Below are 15829 nucleotides of genomic sequence, written 5' to 3'. Positions count from 1 at the left end.
TTGTGTTAGGGCGCAACCGGCATGTGTCGGTCGCGTCGACCCAATTAAGGATTCAAAGTGGCTCGCAAGACACCTATCGAGCGCTACCGTAATATCGGTATTAGCGCTCACATCGACGCCGGCAAAACGACGACGACCGAGCGCATCCTGTTTTACACGGGCGTGAACCACAAAATCGGTGAAGTTCACGATGGCGCAGCAACGATGGACTGGATGGAGCAGGAGCAGGAGCGCGGCATCACCATCACGTCGGCAGCAACGACGGCCTTCTGGAAAGGCATGGCTGGCGACCGCCCCGAGCACCGCATCAACATCATCGACACCCCGGGACACGTCGACTTCACTATTGAAGTTGAACGTTCCATGCGTGTGCTCGACGGTGCGTGCATGGTTTATTGCGCTGTGGGCGGCGTTCAGCCCCAGTCGGAAACCGTATGGCGCCAGGCCAACAAGTACAAGGTTCCCCGTCTCGCGTTCATCAACAAGATGGACCGTACCGGCGCGAACTTCTTCAAGGTCTATGACCAGCTCAAGCTGCGTCTGAAGGCGAACCCCGTTCCGATCGTGGTGCCAATTGGCGCAGAAGACACGTTCACGGGCGTGGTCGACCTGATCAAGATGAAGGCGATCATTTGGGACGAAGCGTCCCAAGGCACCAAGTTCTCGTACGAAGAAATCCCGGCTGCGTTGAAGGATACGTGCGACGAATGGCGTGAAAAGATGGTTGAAGCCGCGGCTGAAGCCAACGAAGAAATGATGAACAAGTACCTCGAAACGGGCGAATTGTCCGAAGAGGAAATCTTGAAGGGTCTTCGCGATCGTACGATTGCTTGCGAAATCCAGCCAATGTTGTGCGGCACCGCGTTCAAGAACAAGGGCGTGCAGCGCATGTTGGACGCTGTGCTCGACTTCCTGCCGTCGCCGGTCGATATTCCGCCGGTTCTGGGCGAACTCGAAGACGGCGAGCGCGCTGAACGTCGCGCCGCTGACGACGAGAAGTTCTCGGCACTCGCGTTCAAGATCATGACCGACCCGTTCGTCGGCCAGTTGATCTTCTTCCGCGTGTATTCGGGTATGACGAAGTCGGGCGACACGCTGCTGAATGCGACCAAGGACAAGAAGGAACGTCTCGGCCGTATTCTGCTGATGCACGCAAACCAGCGCGAAGAAATCAAGGAAGTGCACGCGGGCGACATCGCCGCTGCGGTTGGCTTGAAAGACGCAACCACTGGCGACACGCTGTGCGATCCGGCACATCCGATCGTTCTGGAACGCATGGTTTTCCCGGAACCGGTGATTTCGCAGGCCGTGGAACCGAAGACCAAGCCTGACCAGGAAAAGATGGGCCTCGCGCTCAACCGTCTGGCGCAGGAAGATCCGTCGTTCCGCGTTCAGACCGACGAAGAGTCGGGCCAGACCATCATTTCGGGTATGGGCGAGCTGCACCTGGAAATTCTGGTTGACCGTATGCGCCGCGAATTCGGCGTTGAAGCAACCGTCGGCAAGCCGCAAGTTGCGTATCGCGAAACGATCCGCGGCAAGGCAGAAGACGTCGATGGCAAGTTCGTCAAGCAGTCGGGCGGTCGCGGTCAGTACGGCCACGCTGTCATTACGCTTGAGCCGAATGAGCAGGGCAAGGGCTACGAGTTCCTGGACGAGATCAAGGGCGGTGTGATTCCGCGCGAGTACATCCCGGCTGTGGACAAGGGCATTCAGGAAACGCTGAAGGCAGGCGTGCTGGCTGGCTTCCCGGTGGTCGACGTGAAGGTTCACCTGACCTTCGGTTCGTACCACGACGTTGACTCGAACGAAAATGCGTTCCGCATGGCAGGTTCGATGGCGTTCAAGGAAGCAATGCGCCGTGCGAACCCGGTCATCCTTGAACCGATGATGGCTGTGGAAGTCGAAACGCCGGAAGACTACATGGGCAACGTGATGGGCGACTTGTCGAGCCGTCGCGGTATCGTGCAGGGTATGGAAGACATGATTGGCGGGGGCAAGATCGTGCGCGCTGAAGTCCCGCTGTCGGAAATGTTCGGCTACTCGACGTCGCTGCGTTCGGCGACGCAAGGTCGCGCTACGTACACGATGGAATTCAAGCACTATTCTGAAGCTCCGCGTAACGTCTCCGAAGCGATCATCAACGCAAAATCCAAGTAATTCGGTAAGCCAAAAGTCTTTAACCGATCAACATATTTGAAAGAAGGTAATCATGGCAAAAGGTAAATTCGAACGGACCAAGCCGCACGTCAACGTAGGCACGATTGGTCACGTCGACCATGGCAAGACCACGCTGACGGCAGCCATCGCGACGGTGTTGTCGAAGAAGTTCGGCGGCGAAGCGAAGGCGTATGACCAGATCGATGCGGCGCCGGAAGAAAAGGCGCGTGGCATTACGATCAACACGGCCCACGTCGAGTACGAAACGGCAGCGCGTCACTACGCGCACGTTGACTGCCCGGGACACGCCGACTATGTGAAGAACATGATTACGGGTGCAGCGCAGATGGACGGCGCGATCCTGGTGTGTTCGGCCGCTGACGGCCCGATGCCGCAAACGCGTGAGCACATCCTGTTGGCTCGCCAGGTTGGCGTGCCGTACATCATCGTGTTCCTGAACAAGTGCGACATGGTGGACGACGCCGAGTTGCTGGAACTGGTTGAAATGGAAGTGCGTGAGCTTCTGGTGAAGTATGACTTCCCGGGCGACGAAACGCCGATCATCAAGGGTTCGGCCAAGCTGGCGCTGGAAGGCGACACGGGCGAGCTGGGCGAAGTGGCGATCATGAGCCTGGCCGACGCACTGGACACGTACATCCCGACGCCGGAGCGCGCAATCGACGGTTCGTTCCTGATGCCGGTGGAAGACGTGTTCTCGATCTCGGGTCGCGGCACGGTGGTGACGGGTCGTATCGAGCGCGGTGTGGTGAAGGTTGGCGAAGAAATCGAAATCATCGGCATCAAGCCGACGGTGAAGACGACGTGCACGGGCGTGGAAATGTTCCGCAAGCTGCTGGACCAAGGTCAAGCGGGCGACAACGTGGGTATTTTGCTGCGCGGCACGAAGCGTGAAGACGTGGAGCGTGGTCAAGTGTTGGCCAAGCCGGGTTCGATCACGCCGCACACGCACTTCACGGCTGAAGTGTATGTGTTGAGCAAGGACGAAGGCGGCCGTCACACACCGTTCTTCAACAACTATCGCCCGCAGTTCTACTTCCGTACGACGGACGTAACGGGTTCGATCGAGTTGCCGAAGGACAAGGAAATGGTCATGCCGGGCGACAACGTGTCGATCACGGTGAAGCTGATCGCTCCGATCGCGATGGAAGAAGGTCTGCGCTTCGCTATCCGTGAAGGCGGTCGTACCGTCGGCGCTGGTGTCGTGGCCAAGGTTCTGGCGTAAAATCCTGAGCTTGCTTCAAGAAAGCTGTAGTTCGTAGTCGTGCCCGGCGCCGGGCGCACGTACCTTACGCGTGCCCGGCTCCATGCTCTTTTACCAAATCGACGGTGCAACACCGTCTCGTTCTTTTCAAGGAATTGTCATGGCAAACCAGAAAATCCGCATTCGCCTGAAGGCTTTCGACTATCGTCTGATCGATCAATCGGCTGCTGAAATCGTCGATACGGCGAAGCGGACTGGCGCAATCGTACGTGGTCCGGTGCCGTTGCCGACCCGTATCCAACGTTTTGACATCCTGCGTTCGCCGCACGTCAACAAGACGTCGCGCGATCAGCTCGAAATCCGCACCCACCAACGCCTGATGGACATCGTCGATCCGACGGACAAGACCGTCGACGCGTTGATGAAGCTCGACCTGCCGGCTGGCGTCGACGTGGAAATCAAGTTGCAATAAGTTTCACCCGGCGTTGCTCTCGCGAGGAGCGGTGCTAAGTCTTTGATTGCTTGCGGAAAACGAAAAGCCTTGTTATACTCCAAGGCTTTTCGCGCATTTGCGCAAAAAAGTCGGTGTGATTCTTATGGATCAACCGGCATTTTGTAAATCAGCCCCGACCAATCGCAGTTGGGAATGGAGAAAACGATGAGCCTTGGACTCGTAGGTCGCAAGGTTGGCATGACCCGTATCTTTACGCCTGAAGGGGATTCGATTCCCGTCACCGTATTGGACGTGTCGGACAACCGAGTGACGCAGATCAAGTCTGTAGAAACGGATGGATACATCGCCGTTCAAGTTGCATTCGGCACTCGCCGCGCATCGCGCGTGACGAAGCCGCTGGCAGGTCACCTTGCCAAAGCCGGCGTACAAGCTGGTGAAGTTCTCAAAGAATTCCAAATCGATTCCGCTAAGGCTGCCGAGCTGTCGAACGGTACTGTGATCGGTACGGACATCTTCGAAGTGGGCCAGAAAGTCGACGTGCAAGGCGTGTCGATCGGTAAGGGCTACGCCGGTACCATCAAGCGCCACAACTTTGCATCGGGTCGCGCATCGCACGGTAACTCGCGTTCGCACAACGTCCCTGGTTCGATCGGTATGGCGCAGGATCCGGGTCGTGTTTTCCCGGGTAAGCGCATGACGGGTCACATGGGCGACGAAACGGTTACGGTGCAAAACCTCGTGATCGCTCGTATCGACACCGACCGTCATCTGTTGCTGGTCCGCGGTGCTGTTCCTGGCGCCAAGGGCGGTAAGGTCTTCGTGACGCCGGCTGTCAAGGCTCGCGCTGTGAAAGGAGCGAAATAATGGAACTTAAGCTCCTGAGCGCCAATGGTCAGGAAGGCACGGGTGTTAACGCATCGGACGTCGTGTTCGGTCGCGATTACAACGAAGCCCTGATCCATCAGGTCGTCACGGCCTATCAAGCCAACGCACGTAGCGGTAACCGCGCGCAGAAGGATCGTGAGCAAGTCAAGCACACGACCAAGAAGCCGTGGCGTCAAAAGGGTACGGGCCGCGCTCGTGCCGGTATGTCGTCGAGCCCGTTGTGGCGCGGCGGTGGCCGTATCTTCCCGAATTCGCCGGAAGAAAACTTTTCGCACAAGGTCAACAAGAAGATGCATCGCGCAGGTCTCTGCTCGATCTATTCGCAGCTGGCTCGTGAAGGTCGCATCGTGGTCGTCGACGAGATGACCCTTGAAGCGCCGAAGACCAAGCTGTTGGCCGAAAAATTCAAGGCAATGGGTCTGGAGTCTGTCCTGGTCATTACTGACACGGTCGACGAAAACCTGTACCTCGCGTCGCGCAACCTGGCCCACGTGGCCGTTGTCGAGCCGCGTTACGCCGACCCGCTCTCGTTGATCTACTTCAAGAAGATCGTGATTACGAAGGCTGCGGTCGCCCAGATCGAGGAGTTGCTGTCATGAGCGAGATTCGCAAGAACGATCATCGTTTGATGCAGGTCCTGCTCGCGCCGGTGATCTCCGAAAAGGCGACGCTGGTGGCCGACAAGAACGAGCAAGTTGTGTTCGAAGTCGCGCCCGATGCCACGAAGCAGGAAGTCAAGGCTGCTGTCGAGCTGCTGTTCAAGGTAGAAGTCAATTCCGTCAACGTGCTCGTCACGAAGGGTAAAGCCAAGCGCTTTGGCCGCTTCATGGGCAAGCGCAAGGACGTGAAGAAGGCGTATGTCTGCCTGAAGCCCGGCCAGGAAATCAACTTTGAAGCGGAGGCCAAGTAATCATGGCAATCGTAAAAGTTAAGCCGACTTCGCCGGGTCGCCGCGCGATGGTCAAGGTGGTCAACAAGGATCTGTACAAGGGCAAGCCGCACGCAGCGCTGCTCGACGCACAGTCCGTGACCGCCGGCCGGAACAACTCCGGTCGCATCACGACACGTCACAAAGGTGGCGGTCACAAGCAACACTACCGTCTGGTCGATTTCCGTCGCAACAAGGACGGCATTCCGGCAAAGATCGAACGTCTTGAGTACGATCCGAACCGTAGCGCGAACATCGCGCTGGTTCTGTACGCAGACGGCGAGCGCAAGTACATCATCGCTCCGAAGGGCGCGACGGTGGGTCAGTCGTTGATGTCGGGTTCGGAAGCGCCGATCCGCTCGGGTAACACCTTGCCGATCCGCAACATTCCGGTCGGTACGACGATTCACTGTGTCGAGATGTTGCCGGGCAAGGGCGCGCAAATGGCGCGTTCGGCTGGTACGTCCGCGATGCTGCTGGCTCGTGAAGGCACGTACGCTCAGGTTCGCCTGCGTTCGGGTGAAATTCGCCGTGTGCACGTTGAGTGCCGCGCGACGATTGGTGAAGTTGGCAACGAAGAGCATAGCCTCCGTCAAATCGGTAAGGCTGGTGCTAACCGCTGGCGCGGTATCCGCCCGACGGTGCGTGGCGTTGCAATGAACCCGGTCGATCACCCGCACGGTGGTGGTGAAGGTAAGACGGCAGCAGGTCGCGATCCGGTCAGCCCGTGGGGAACCCCGGCCAAGGGTTATCGCACCCGCAGCAACAAGCGCACGACGACGATGATCGTTCAGCGCCGTCACAAGCGCTAAGGAGTAAGCAATGGCACGTTCTGTTAAAAAAGGTCCGTTCTGCGACGCTCATTTGCTGAAGAAGGTTGAGGCTGCCGCAGCTGCGCGTGACAAGAAGCCGATCAAGACCTGGTCGCGTCGTTCGACGATCCTCCCGGACTTCATCGGTCTGACGATCGCCGTCCATAACGGCCGTCAACACGTCCCGGTTTATGTTTCGGAAAACATGGTCGGCCACAAACTTGGCGAGTTCGCATTGACCCGTACGTTCAAGGGTCATGCAGCCGACAAGAAGGCCAAGAAATAAGGGGCTATCAAGATGGAAGTAAAAGCTATTCATCGCGGTGCCCGCATCTCGGCGCAGAAAACGCGCCTTGTGGCTGACCAGATCCGTGGTTTGCCGGTCGACAAGGCGCTGAACGTTCTTACGTTCTCGCCGAAGAAGGCGGCGGGTATTGTCAAGAAGGTCGTGCTGTCAGCGATCGCGAATGCGGAACACAACGAAGGCGCCGACATCGACGAGCTCAAAGTAACGAGCATCATGGTCGACAAGGCAGCTTCCCTGAAGCGATTCACCGCGCGCGCAAAAGGCCGTGGTAACCGCATTGAGAAGCAATCCTGTCACATCACTGTGACAGTCGGGAATTAAGGAGCCATACGATGGGACAAAAAATTCATCCGACAGGCTTCCGTCTGGCTGTCAGCCGAAATTGGGCGTCGCGTTGGTACGCGAACAACACCAATTTCGCATCGATGCTGCAGGAAGACATCGGCGTTCGTGAATACCTGAAGAAGAAGCTGAAAAACGCTTCGGTGGGTCGGGTTGTCATCGAGCGTCCGGCGAAGAATGCACGTATCACGATTTACAGCTCGCGTCCGGGTGTAGTGATCGGCAAGAAGGGTGAGGATATCGAACTGTTGAAGACGGAACTGCAACGCCGCATGGGCGTTCCGGTCCACGTCAACATCGAAGAAATCCGCAAGCCGGAAACCGATGCGCAACTGATCGCCGACTCGATCACGCAACAACTCGAGCGTCGGATCATGTTCCGCCGCGCGATGAAGCGTGCGATGCAAAACGCCATGCGTCTGGGTGCCCAAGGCATCAAGATCATGAGCGCCGGCCGGTTGAACGGTATTGAAATCGCTCGTACGGAGTGGTATCGCGAAGGTCGCGTTCCGCTTCACACGCTGCGTGCTGATATCGACTACGCGACCTCGGAAGCGAAGACGACCTACGGCATCATCGGCGTCAAAGTGTGGGTCTACAAGGGCGACACGCTGGGCCGCAACGATGCACCGGTGGTCGAAGAAGTAGCCGAAGACAAGCGTCCTCGCCGCAACGCACGTCCGGGTGGCGATCGCCGTCCGCGTCGTGATGGTGAAGGTGGTGGTCCGGCAAACGCTGGTGCGCGCCGTGGCGCAGGCGCTCCCCGTCGTGCTGGCGGTGCCGGCGGCGACGGGAAGACTGGAGAATAACGATGCTGCAACCGAAACGCAGAAAGTATCGCAAAGAGCAGAAGGGTCGTAACACCGGCAAGGCGACGCGCGGCAACGCAGTGTCGTTCGGTGAATATGGTCTCAAAGCTATCGGTCGCGGCCGTTTGACCGCGCGCCAAATCGAAGCGGCGCGTCGTGCAATGACGCGTCACATTAAACGTGGCGGCCGTATCTGGATCCGCATTTTCCCGGACAAGCCGATCTCGCAAAAGCCGGCTGAAGTACGGATGGGTAACGGTAAAGGTAACCCTGAGTACTACGTCGCAGAGATTCAACCGGGCAAGATGTTGTATGAAATGGACGGTGTTACTGAAGAGTTGGCACGTGAAGCGTTCCGTCTGGCTGCAGCTAAGCTGCCGCTGAAGACGTACTTCGTTTCACGCCAGCTCGGCGCCTAAGGAGCAATGATGAAGGCTTCCGAACTTCACCAGAAAGACCAGGCTGGGCTCAATCAAGAGCTGACGGACCTGCTGAAGGCGCAATTCGGCCTGCGCATGCAACTCGCGACCCAGCAATTGACCAACAACAGTCAATTGAAGAAGGTTCGTCGCGACATCGCTCGTGTGCGGACCGTCCTGACTGAGAAGGCGAACCAGAAATGAACGATAGCGTAAAAACCTCGCTCAAGCGGACGCTGGTCGGCAAGGTCGTCAGCAACAAGATGGAAAAGACGGTCACCGTGCTGGTCGAGCATCGCGTAAAGCACCCGATCTACGGCAAGTATGTCGTACGGTCGAAGAAGTACCACGCTCACGACGACGCGAACACGTATAACGAAGGCGATCTCGTCGAGATCCAGGAAACACGTCCGATTTCCAAGACGAAAGCCTGGGTTGTGTCGAAGTTGCTTGAGACGGCTCGCGTAATCTAAGCGTCAAAAAGCATCAAAAAGCGGTAAAAGAAGTATCGCAGTAACTTTCGCTTGCCAGACCGAAATTATGCGTTATAATTTCGGTCTTCCCTCTTTGTGGGAGCCCCATCGCGGGCGAAGTTGGTGGGGGAAGCCAGCGCAGGCGCCAAGCTTGTGCTGACAGATTCACCGGATTGCGATGGCGGGTTTCGTCTGCCCTCGCTGCCTGTTCTAACCCAAGCAGCCACCAGGCTGACGGGACCAAGACTGACCGGTTAAGCCATGGTGGCGTAACTGGATTAAGTTGGGAAAGATAAACCATGATTCAGACCGAAACTCGGCTTGAAGTTGCCGACAACACGGGTGCACGTGAAGTGATGTGCATCAAGGTGCTCGGCGGCTCGAAGCGTCGTTACGCTAGCATTGGCGACATCATTAAGGTGACCGTCAAGGAAGCAACGCCGCGCGGACGCGTGAAGAAGGGCGAAATCTACAACGCCGTGGTCGTTCGTACGGCCAAGGGCGTGCGCCGCCAGGACGGCTCGCTGATCAAGTTCGACGGTAATGCCGCCGTACTTTTGAATGCCAAGCTCGAGCCTATCGGTACGCGTATTTTCGGACCGGTTACGCGTGAATTGCGTAGTGAACGATTTATGAAGATCGTTTCGCTCGCGCCGGAAGTGCTGTAAGGAGTCGCGATGAACAAGATTCGCAAAGGTGACGAGGTTCTCGTCATCACTGGCAAAGACAAAGGCAAGCGCGGTATCGTGCTGTCCGTTGGCGAAGATCGTGTGACGGTCGAGGGCATCAACCTCGTCAAGAAACACGTCAAGCCGAACCCGATGAAGGGTACGACGGGTGGCGTAGAAGCCAAGACGATGCCCTTGCATATTTCGAACGTCGCATTGGTCGACGCGAATGGCAAGGCGTCGCGTGTGGGCATCAAGGTCGAGAACGACAAGAAGGTACGCTTCTTGAAGTCGACCGGTGCCACGCTTAGCGTCTGACGCGGAGTAATAAATGGCACGTCTGCATGAGTTTTATAAAGAGAAAGTTGTACCCGGCCTCGTTGAGAAGTTCGGCTACAAGTCCGTAATGGAAGTGCCGCGCATCACCAAAATCACCCTGAACATGGGTCTTGGTGAAGCCGTCGCCGACAAGAAGATCATCGAAAACGCCGTTGGCGACCTGACGAAGATTGCCGGCCAAAAGCCGGTTATCACGAAGGCACGCAAGGCTATCGCTGGCTTCAAGATTCGTCAGGGCTACCCGATCGGCGCGATGGTTACGCTGCGCGGCCAGGCCATGTACGAATTTCTCGATCGTTTCGTGACGGTTGCGCTCCCCCGGGTTCGTGACTTCCGCGGTGTATCGGGTCGTGCGTTCGACGGTCGCGGCAACTACAACATCGGTGTGAAAGAGCAGATCATTTTCCCCGAGATCGATTACGACAAGATCGACGCGCTTCGTGGGCTGAACATCAGCATCACGACGACCGCGAAGACTGACGATGAAGCAAAGGCACTGCTCGCCAGCTTCAAGTTCCCGTTCAGAAACTGAGGTTACCGTGGCTAAACTGGCACTGATCGAACGTGAAAAGAAGCGTGCTCGCCTGGCTGCAAAGTACGCTCCCAAGCGTACGGCGCTGAAGGCGGTCATTGATGACGCGAGCAAGTCGGACGAAGAGCGTTACGCCGCTCGTCTCGAACTGCAACAACTGCCCCGCAACTCGAACCCCACTCGCAAGCGTAACCGCTGCGCGATCACGGGTCGTCCGCGTGGCACGTTCCGCAAATTCGGATTGGCACGCAGCAAGATTCGCGAAATCGCTTTCCGCGGCGAAATCCCTGGCCTGACCAAGGCGAGCTGGTAATAGGAGATATCTAAATGAGTATGAGTGATCCTATCGCCGATATGCTGACTCGCATCCGCAATGCGCAGATGGTTGAGAAAGTGTCGGTGACAATGCCCTCGTCAAAAGTCAAGGTTGCGATTGCGCAGGTTTTGAAGGACGAAGGTTATATCGACGATTTCGCAGTGAAGTCTGAAGGTGCGAAGTCGGAATTGAATATCGCGTTGAAGTACTACGCTGGCCGTCCGGTTATTGAGCGCATTGAACGCGTTTCGAAGCCAGGTCTGCGTGTGTATCGCGGTCGTAACGACATTCCGGTTGTGATGAACGGTCTTGGCGTTGCAATCGTGTCGACGCCCCAGGGTGTGATGACCGACCGCAAGGCGCGCCAGACCGGCGTCGGCGGCGAAGTCCTCTGCTACGTCGCTTAAGCCGAAAAGGAGAAGAAACATGTCTCGAGTAGGTAAAAGCCCGATTACGCTGCCGCAAGGCGCGGAAGTGGCCTTTAGCGGCGAAGTAATCACCGTCAAGGGCCCGCTGGGTACGATTACACAAGCGGCCAACCCGCTTGTTACGGTAGCAAACGACAACGGCACGCTCAACTTCGCCCCGGCTGATGAAAGCCGTGAAGCGAATGCGATGTCGGGCACGATGCGCGCCCTCGTGGCGAACATGGTGAATGGCGTTACGAAGGGTTTCGAGCGCAAGCTGACGCTGGTTGGCGTTGGTTATCGCGCGCAGGCGCAGGGCGACAAGCTGAATCTGTCGCTGGGTTTCTCGCACCCCGTGGTGCACGCGATGCCGGAAGGCGTCAAAGTTGAAACCCCGACGCAAACCGAAATCGTGATCAAGGGGATCGACAAGCAGAAAGTTGGCCAGGTCGCTGCGGAAGTTCGCGGTTACCGTCCGCCGGAGCCCTACAAGGGCAAGGGCGTGCGCTACTTCGGCGAAGTCGTCATCCTCAAAGAAACGAAGAAGAAGTAAGGGTGCGCAATCATGGATAAGACTCAATCTCGCCTGCGCCGCGCTAAACAGACGCGCGTCAAGATCGCTGAGCTGCAGGTCGCACGTCTGGCTGTGCATCGCACGAACACGCATATCTATGCACAAGTGTTCTCGGCATGCGGCACCAAGGTGCTGGCAAGCGCGTCGACGCTCGAAGCTGAAGTGCGTGCCGAACTGGCCGACAAGTCGGGCAAGGGCGGCAACGTCAACGCTGCGATCGCTGTCGGTAAGCGTATTGCTGAAAAAGCCAAGGCAGCCGGCGTCGAATCCGTCGCCTTCGACCGTTCAGGTTTCCGTTACCACGGCCGCGTGAAAGCGCTGGCTGATGCGGCACGCGAAGCCGGACTCAAGTTCTAAGGGAAGAATTCGTCATGGCAAAGATGCAAGCGAATGTGAAGGCTGAAGAACGCGACGACGGCCTCCGTGAAAAAATGATCGCGGTCAATCGCGTGACCAAGGTGGTGAAGGGCGGCCGGATTCTCGGTTTTGCCGCACTGACCGTGGTTGGCGATGGCGACGGCCGCATCGGCATGGGCAAGGGCAAAGCGAAGGAAGTTCCGGTTGCTGTTCAAAAGGCAATGGAACAAGCACGCCGCAACATGTTCAAGGTGCCGTTGAAGAACGGTACGCTGCAACACGAAGTGCATGGTAAGCACGGCGCATCCGCAGTCCTCCTGGCTCCGGCCAAGGACGGTACGGGTGTTATCGCCGGCGGCCCGATGCGCGCAGTGTTCGACGTGATGGGCGTTCAAAACGTTGTGGCGAAGAGCCACGGTTCGACGAATCCGTACAACCTCGTTCGTGCAACGCTCGACGGTCTGCGCAAGCAGTCCACGCCGGGTGACATCGCGGCGAAGCGCGGCAAGTCCGTCGAAGATATTTTGGGCTAAGCCAGGTGGTCACCATGTCTGAAAAAACTGTCAAGGTTCAGCTCGTGAAGAGCCTGATTGGGACCCGTGAAACGCATCGTGCAACGGTGCGTGGTCTGGGCCTGCGCCGACTCAACTCGGTTAGCGAACTGCAGGACACGCCGGCAGTGCGCGGGATGATCAACAAGGTCTCGTACCTTGTCAAAGTCCTCAGCTAAGCGGCTGACCAAGGATCTAGGAGTTGAATATGGATTTGAATAACCTTAAGCCGGCAGAAGGCGCGAAGCACGCAAAGCGTCGCGTTGGCCGCGGTATCGGTTCCGGCCTGGGCAAGACTGCAGGTCGCGGTCACAAGGGTCAGAAATCGCGTTCGGGCGGCTTCCATAAAGTCGGCTTCGAAGGCGGTCAGATGCCTTTGCAACGTCGTCTGCCGAAGCGTGGCTTTAGCTCGCTGACGCATGAGTTCATCGGTGAAGTGCGCTTGTCGGATCTCGAGAAGCTGCCGGTCGACGAAATCGATTTGTTGGCTTTGAAACAAGCCGGTCTGGTCGGCGTGCTCATCACGAGCGCACGGATCATCAAGACGGGCGAACTGACGCGCAAGATCACGGTCAAGGGCCTCGTCGCTACGAAGGGTGCCCGTGCTGCGATTGAAGCCGCCGGCGGCTCGTTCGCTGAGTAACGAGCGCGTGTTGTCGTTGTTAGCGAAAGCATCGGAGAAGGTTCTTGGCTAATAGCCCGAGTCTCGCAAAATCCGGTCGAAGCGCTGCGAAGTTCGGCGATCTGCGTCGGCGTGCAATGTTCTTGCTGCTGGCGTTGATCGTCTACCGAATCGGTGCGCATATTCCGGTGCCGGGTATCGACCCGGATCAGCTGGCGAAGCTTTTCCAGAGCCAGTCAGGCGGCATTCTTGGCATGTTCAACATGTTCTCGGGTGGCGCACTGTCAAGGTTCACGATCTTCGCGCTTGGGATCATGCCGTACATCTCGGCGTCGATCATCATGCAGTTGCTGTCGATCGTTTCGCCGCAAATGGAAGCGCTGAAGAAAGAAGGGCAGGCGGGGCAGCGGAAGATTACGCAGTACACGCGTTACTTCACGGTTGTTCTGGCTACGTTTCAAGCTTTCGGTATTGCGGTAGCGCTGGAAAATCAGGCTGGGCTCGTTATCGACCCAGGCATGGTGTTCCGGTTGACGACAGTCGTGACGCTGGTGACCGGCACGATGTTCCTGATGTGGCTGGGTGAGCAGATCACGGAGCGCGGGCTGGGTAACGGCATCTCGATCATCATTTTCGGCGGTATTGCGGCGGGTTTCCCGAACGCAATCGGTGGTCTCTTCGAACTGGTTCGCACCGGCTCCATGAGCATCATTTCGGCGATTATTGTTGTCTTGCTGATTGCGGCGGTCACGTTCGTGGTGGTGTTCATCGAACGCGGTCAGCGCAAGATCCTGGTGAACTACGCCAAGCGTCAGGTCGGAAACAAGATTTACGGCGGTCAGTCTTCGCATTTGCCGCTGAAGTTGAATATGTCGGGTGTGATTCCGCCGATCTTCGCGTCGTCGATCATCCTGTTCCCGGCAACTATCCTGAACTGGTTTAGTTCGGGTACGCGGACCGGCTGGTTTGCAAACACGCTGCACGGTGTTGCCGAGGCTCTGAAGCCTGGTCAACCGGTCTATGTGTTGTTGTACGCAATGGCGATCGTTTTCTTCTGCTTCTTCTACACCGCGTTGGTGTTCAACAGCAGGGAGACGGCCGACAACTTGAAGAAAAGCGGTGCCTTCGTTCCCGGGATTCGTCCTGGTGACCAGACGGCTCGGTACATTGATCGGATCCTCACGCGTTTGACGCTGGCCGGTGCGATCTACATCGTGTTCGTTTGCTTGCTGCCGGAATTTCTGGTGCTGCGTTGGAACGTACCGTTTTATTTCGGTGGTACGTCGCTGCTGATCATTGTCGTGGTCACGATGGATTTCATGGCGCAGGTTCAGTCCTACGTTATGTCGCAACAGTATGAATCGCTGCTCAAGAAGGCGAACTTCAAAGGCAGCAACGTCCCGATGCGCTAATCAGGGAAGAACGCAGATGAATCTTTGTCTGCATTCTTCCGGGCGACAAGGTAACGGTTGAATGACGCCTTACGGTCTGTCTCGTGCACGGGTCGTGTTCCGGGCGAAGTGATTTGAAAAAAGGGTAATATCATGAAAGTGATGGCATCGGTTAAGCGCATTTGCCGCAATTGCAAGATCATCAAGCGCAAGGGCGTTGTGCGCGTGATTTGCAGCTCTGATCCGCGCCACAAACAGCGTCAAGGCTGAACGCCGCGCTTTTGCTTGCGCTTTTTGTTTGAGGAAAAACAATGGCTCGTATCGCAGGGGTTAACATCCCGAATCACCAGCATACTGAAATCGGCCTCACGGCAATTTTCGGTGTAGGTCGCACGCGCGCTCGCGACATTTGCGTGGCGTCTGGTGTGGAATTTTCGAAGAAGGTCAAAGACCTCACTGACGCAGACCTCGAAAAGCTGCGAGAAGAAGTGGGTAAGTTCATCGTCGAAGGCGACCTGCGTCGTGAAGTGACGATGAACATCAAGCGCCTGATGGACTTGGGCTGCTACCGTGGCGTGCGCCATCGCAAGGGCTTGCCCATGCGTGGTCAGCGCACACGTACGAATGCCCGTACCCGTAAGGGTCCGCGTCGTGCAGCGCAATCGCTGAAGAAGTAAGCGGAATTGATAGTTACAGGAAAACGTAATGGCTAAGGCTTCGAACAACTCCGCGGCGCAACGCGTTCGCAAGAAGGTAAAGAAGAACGTCGCCGAGGGCGTAGTTCACGTTCACGCGTCGTTCAACAACACCATCATCACGATCACCGATCGCCAAGGCAATGCACTCGCCTGGGCAACATCGGGTGGCCAGGGCTTCAAGGGTTCGCGTAAATCGACTCCCTTTGCTGCTCAGGTCGCAGCTGAATCGGCTGGTCGCGTGGCGATGGAATACGGCGTGAAGAACCTCGAAGTGCGGATCAAGGGCCCCGGTCCTGGCCGTGAATCGGCGGTGCGTGCGCTGCATGGTCTTGGCATCAAGATCACCGCAATCTCCGACGTGACACCGGTTCCGCATAACGGTTGCCGTCCGCCGAAGCGTCGTCGTATCTAAGACGTCGCGTAACGCCTTGACCTGTTGACGCTCGCGCGTCGACAGGTTGCTTGCGTTATGGAATCAGCGTTAAGAATACTGACTAAGCCCACCGTTCGATCCATCGAGTTCGAACTAGCGCGAATGATTTTCGCGTGATCAATTATTAAGG

Annotated in this window: 27 protein-coding genes; all 27 read left to right on the top strand. The window is 57.1% G+C overall.

The features are described 5' to 3' along the window. Positions 1-57: 57 nt before the first annotated feature. The 27 genes from fusA to rpsK all read left to right on the top strand — a co-directional run bounded on the left by fusA (position 58) and on the right by rpsK (position 15678). Positions 58-2160 (top strand): elongation factor G, encoded by a 2103-nt coding sequence (gene fusA, locus ACSOSP_RS11500; protein ID WP_455306717.1) that lies wholly within the window; start codon positions 58-60, stop codon positions 2158-2160. A 52-nt stretch (positions 2161-2212) separates the two neighbouring features. Continuing rightward, positions 2213-3403, top strand: coding sequence for an elongation factor Tu (tuf, locus tag ACSOSP_RS11495; RefSeq protein WP_455306715.1), 1191 nt, complete (start codon positions 2213-2215; stop codon positions 3401-3403). 139 nt (positions 3404-3542) lie between these two features. Further along, positions 3543-3854: a 30S ribosomal protein S10 gene (gene rpsJ / locus ACSOSP_RS11490; protein WP_031361584.1), complete on the top strand. Its 312-nt coding sequence runs from the start codon at positions 3543-3545 to the stop codon at positions 3852-3854. Positions 3855-4040: 186 nt separating this feature from the next. Next, entirely contained in the window at positions 4041-4700 is a 660-nt protein-coding gene (rplC, locus tag ACSOSP_RS11485; protein WP_062091252.1) for a 50S ribosomal protein L3, read from the top strand. Further along, complete coding sequence (gene rplD / locus ACSOSP_RS11480; RefSeq protein WP_031361582.1) at positions 4700-5320, top strand: 50S ribosomal protein L4; 621 nt, start codon at positions 4700-4702, stop codon at positions 5318-5320. Before rplC ends, rplD begins: the two co-directional genes overlap by 1 nt. Further along, entirely contained in the window at positions 5317-5631 is a 315-nt protein-coding gene (gene rplW, locus ACSOSP_RS11475; protein WP_031361581.1) for a 50S ribosomal protein L23, read from the top strand. Before rplD ends, rplW begins: the two co-directional genes overlap by 4 nt. A gap of 2 nt (positions 5632-5633) precedes the next feature. Further along, positions 5634-6461, top strand: coding sequence for a 50S ribosomal protein L2 (gene rplB / locus ACSOSP_RS11470; RefSeq protein ID WP_031361580.1), 828 nt, complete (start codon positions 5634-5636; stop codon positions 6459-6461). A 10-nt stretch (positions 6462-6471) separates the two neighbouring features. Further along, entirely contained in the window at positions 6472-6747 is a 276-nt protein-coding gene (rpsS, locus tag ACSOSP_RS11465; RefSeq protein ID WP_031361579.1) for a 30S ribosomal protein S19, read from the top strand. Positions 6748-6759: 12 nt separating this feature from the next. Continuing rightward, positions 6760-7089 carry a 50S ribosomal protein L22 gene (rplV, locus tag ACSOSP_RS11460; RefSeq protein WP_031361578.1) on the top strand — a complete coding sequence of 110 codons (330 nt, stop codon included), beginning with the start codon at positions 6760-6762 and terminating at the stop codon, positions 7087-7089. An 11-nt stretch (positions 7090-7100) separates the two neighbouring features. Continuing rightward, positions 7101-7919 carry a 30S ribosomal protein S3 gene (gene rpsC, locus ACSOSP_RS11455; RefSeq protein WP_031361577.1) on the top strand — a complete coding sequence of 273 codons (819 nt, stop codon included), beginning with the start codon at positions 7101-7103 and terminating at the stop codon, positions 7917-7919. Positions 7920-7921: 2 nt separating this feature from the next. Then, a complete protein-coding gene (gene rplP, locus ACSOSP_RS11450) occupies positions 7922-8338 on the top strand; it encodes a 50S ribosomal protein L16 (RefSeq protein WP_031361576.1) in 417 nt (138 codons plus the stop codon). A gap of 9 nt (positions 8339-8347) precedes the next feature. Then, positions 8348-8542 carry a 50S ribosomal protein L29 gene (gene rpmC, locus ACSOSP_RS11445; protein ID WP_031361575.1) on the top strand — a complete coding sequence of 65 codons (195 nt, stop codon included), beginning with the start codon at positions 8348-8350 and terminating at the stop codon, positions 8540-8542. Beyond that, entirely contained in the window at positions 8539-8811 is a 273-nt protein-coding gene (gene rpsQ / locus ACSOSP_RS11440) for a 30S ribosomal protein S17 (RefSeq protein WP_213767105.1), read from the top strand. Before rpmC ends, rpsQ begins: the two co-directional genes overlap by 4 nt. Positions 8812-9110: 299 nt before the next feature. Next, positions 9111-9479, top strand: coding sequence for a 50S ribosomal protein L14 (gene rplN / locus ACSOSP_RS11435; protein ID WP_006052212.1), 369 nt, complete (start codon positions 9111-9113; stop codon positions 9477-9479). Between the two features lie 9 nt (positions 9480-9488). Beyond that, on the top strand, positions 9489-9797 hold the full coding sequence (gene rplX, locus ACSOSP_RS11430; protein WP_455306708.1) for a 50S ribosomal protein L24: 309 nt from the start codon (positions 9489-9491) through the stop codon (positions 9795-9797). Between the two features lie 13 nt (positions 9798-9810). After that, positions 9811-10350, top strand: a complete 540-nt coding sequence (rplE, locus tag ACSOSP_RS11425; RefSeq protein ID WP_031361571.1) for a 50S ribosomal protein L5 — start codon at positions 9811-9813, stop codon at positions 10348-10350. A 7-nt stretch (positions 10351-10357) separates the two neighbouring features. Further along, on the top strand, positions 10358-10663 hold the full coding sequence (gene rpsN / locus ACSOSP_RS11420; RefSeq protein WP_031361570.1) for a 30S ribosomal protein S14: 306 nt from the start codon (positions 10358-10360) through the stop codon (positions 10661-10663). 14 nt (positions 10664-10677) lie between these two features. Next, a complete protein-coding gene (gene rpsH / locus ACSOSP_RS11415; protein ID WP_031361569.1) occupies positions 10678-11073 on the top strand; it encodes a 30S ribosomal protein S8 in 396 nt (131 codons plus the stop codon). Between the two features lie 19 nt (positions 11074-11092). Then, positions 11093-11626, top strand: coding sequence for a 50S ribosomal protein L6 (rplF, locus tag ACSOSP_RS11410; RefSeq protein WP_056355422.1), 534 nt, complete (start codon positions 11093-11095; stop codon positions 11624-11626). A 12-nt stretch (positions 11627-11638) separates the two neighbouring features. Next, a complete protein-coding gene (gene rplR / locus ACSOSP_RS11405; protein ID WP_031361567.1) occupies positions 11639-12004 on the top strand; it encodes a 50S ribosomal protein L18 in 366 nt (121 codons plus the stop codon). A 14-nt stretch (positions 12005-12018) separates the two neighbouring features. Continuing rightward, entirely contained in the window at positions 12019-12537 is a 519-nt protein-coding gene (gene rpsE, locus ACSOSP_RS11400; protein WP_031361566.1) for a 30S ribosomal protein S5, read from the top strand. A 14-nt stretch (positions 12538-12551) separates the two neighbouring features. Continuing rightward, positions 12552-12734, top strand: coding sequence for a 50S ribosomal protein L30 (gene rpmD, locus ACSOSP_RS11395; protein WP_056355429.1), 183 nt, complete (start codon positions 12552-12554; stop codon positions 12732-12734). Between the two features lie 29 nt (positions 12735-12763). Further along, on the top strand, positions 12764-13198 hold the full coding sequence (rplO, locus tag ACSOSP_RS11390) for a 50S ribosomal protein L15 (RefSeq protein WP_455306704.1): 435 nt from the start codon (positions 12764-12766) through the stop codon (positions 13196-13198). Between the two features lie 44 nt (positions 13199-13242). Continuing rightward, entirely contained in the window at positions 13243-14589 is a 1347-nt protein-coding gene (secY, locus tag ACSOSP_RS11385) for a preprotein translocase subunit SecY (RefSeq protein WP_031361563.1), read from the top strand. Positions 14590-14721: 132 nt separating this feature from the next. Further along, positions 14722-14838 carry a 50S ribosomal protein L36 gene (gene rpmJ / locus ACSOSP_RS11380; protein WP_004199844.1) on the top strand — a complete coding sequence of 39 codons (117 nt, stop codon included), beginning with the start codon at positions 14722-14724 and terminating at the stop codon, positions 14836-14838. Positions 14839-14879: 41 nt separating this feature from the next. Beyond that, a complete protein-coding gene (gene rpsM, locus ACSOSP_RS11375) occupies positions 14880-15245 on the top strand; it encodes a 30S ribosomal protein S13 (protein WP_031361562.1) in 366 nt (121 codons plus the stop codon). 28 nt (positions 15246-15273) lie between these two features. Beyond that, positions 15274-15678, top strand: coding sequence for a 30S ribosomal protein S11 (gene rpsK / locus ACSOSP_RS11370; RefSeq protein WP_006052224.1), 405 nt, complete (start codon positions 15274-15276; stop codon positions 15676-15678). Positions 15679-15829: the final 151 nt, after the last annotated feature.

The organism is Caballeronia sp. KNU42, from assembly GCF_053760385.1.
This window is presented reverse-complemented; position numbering and strand designations above follow the sequence as displayed.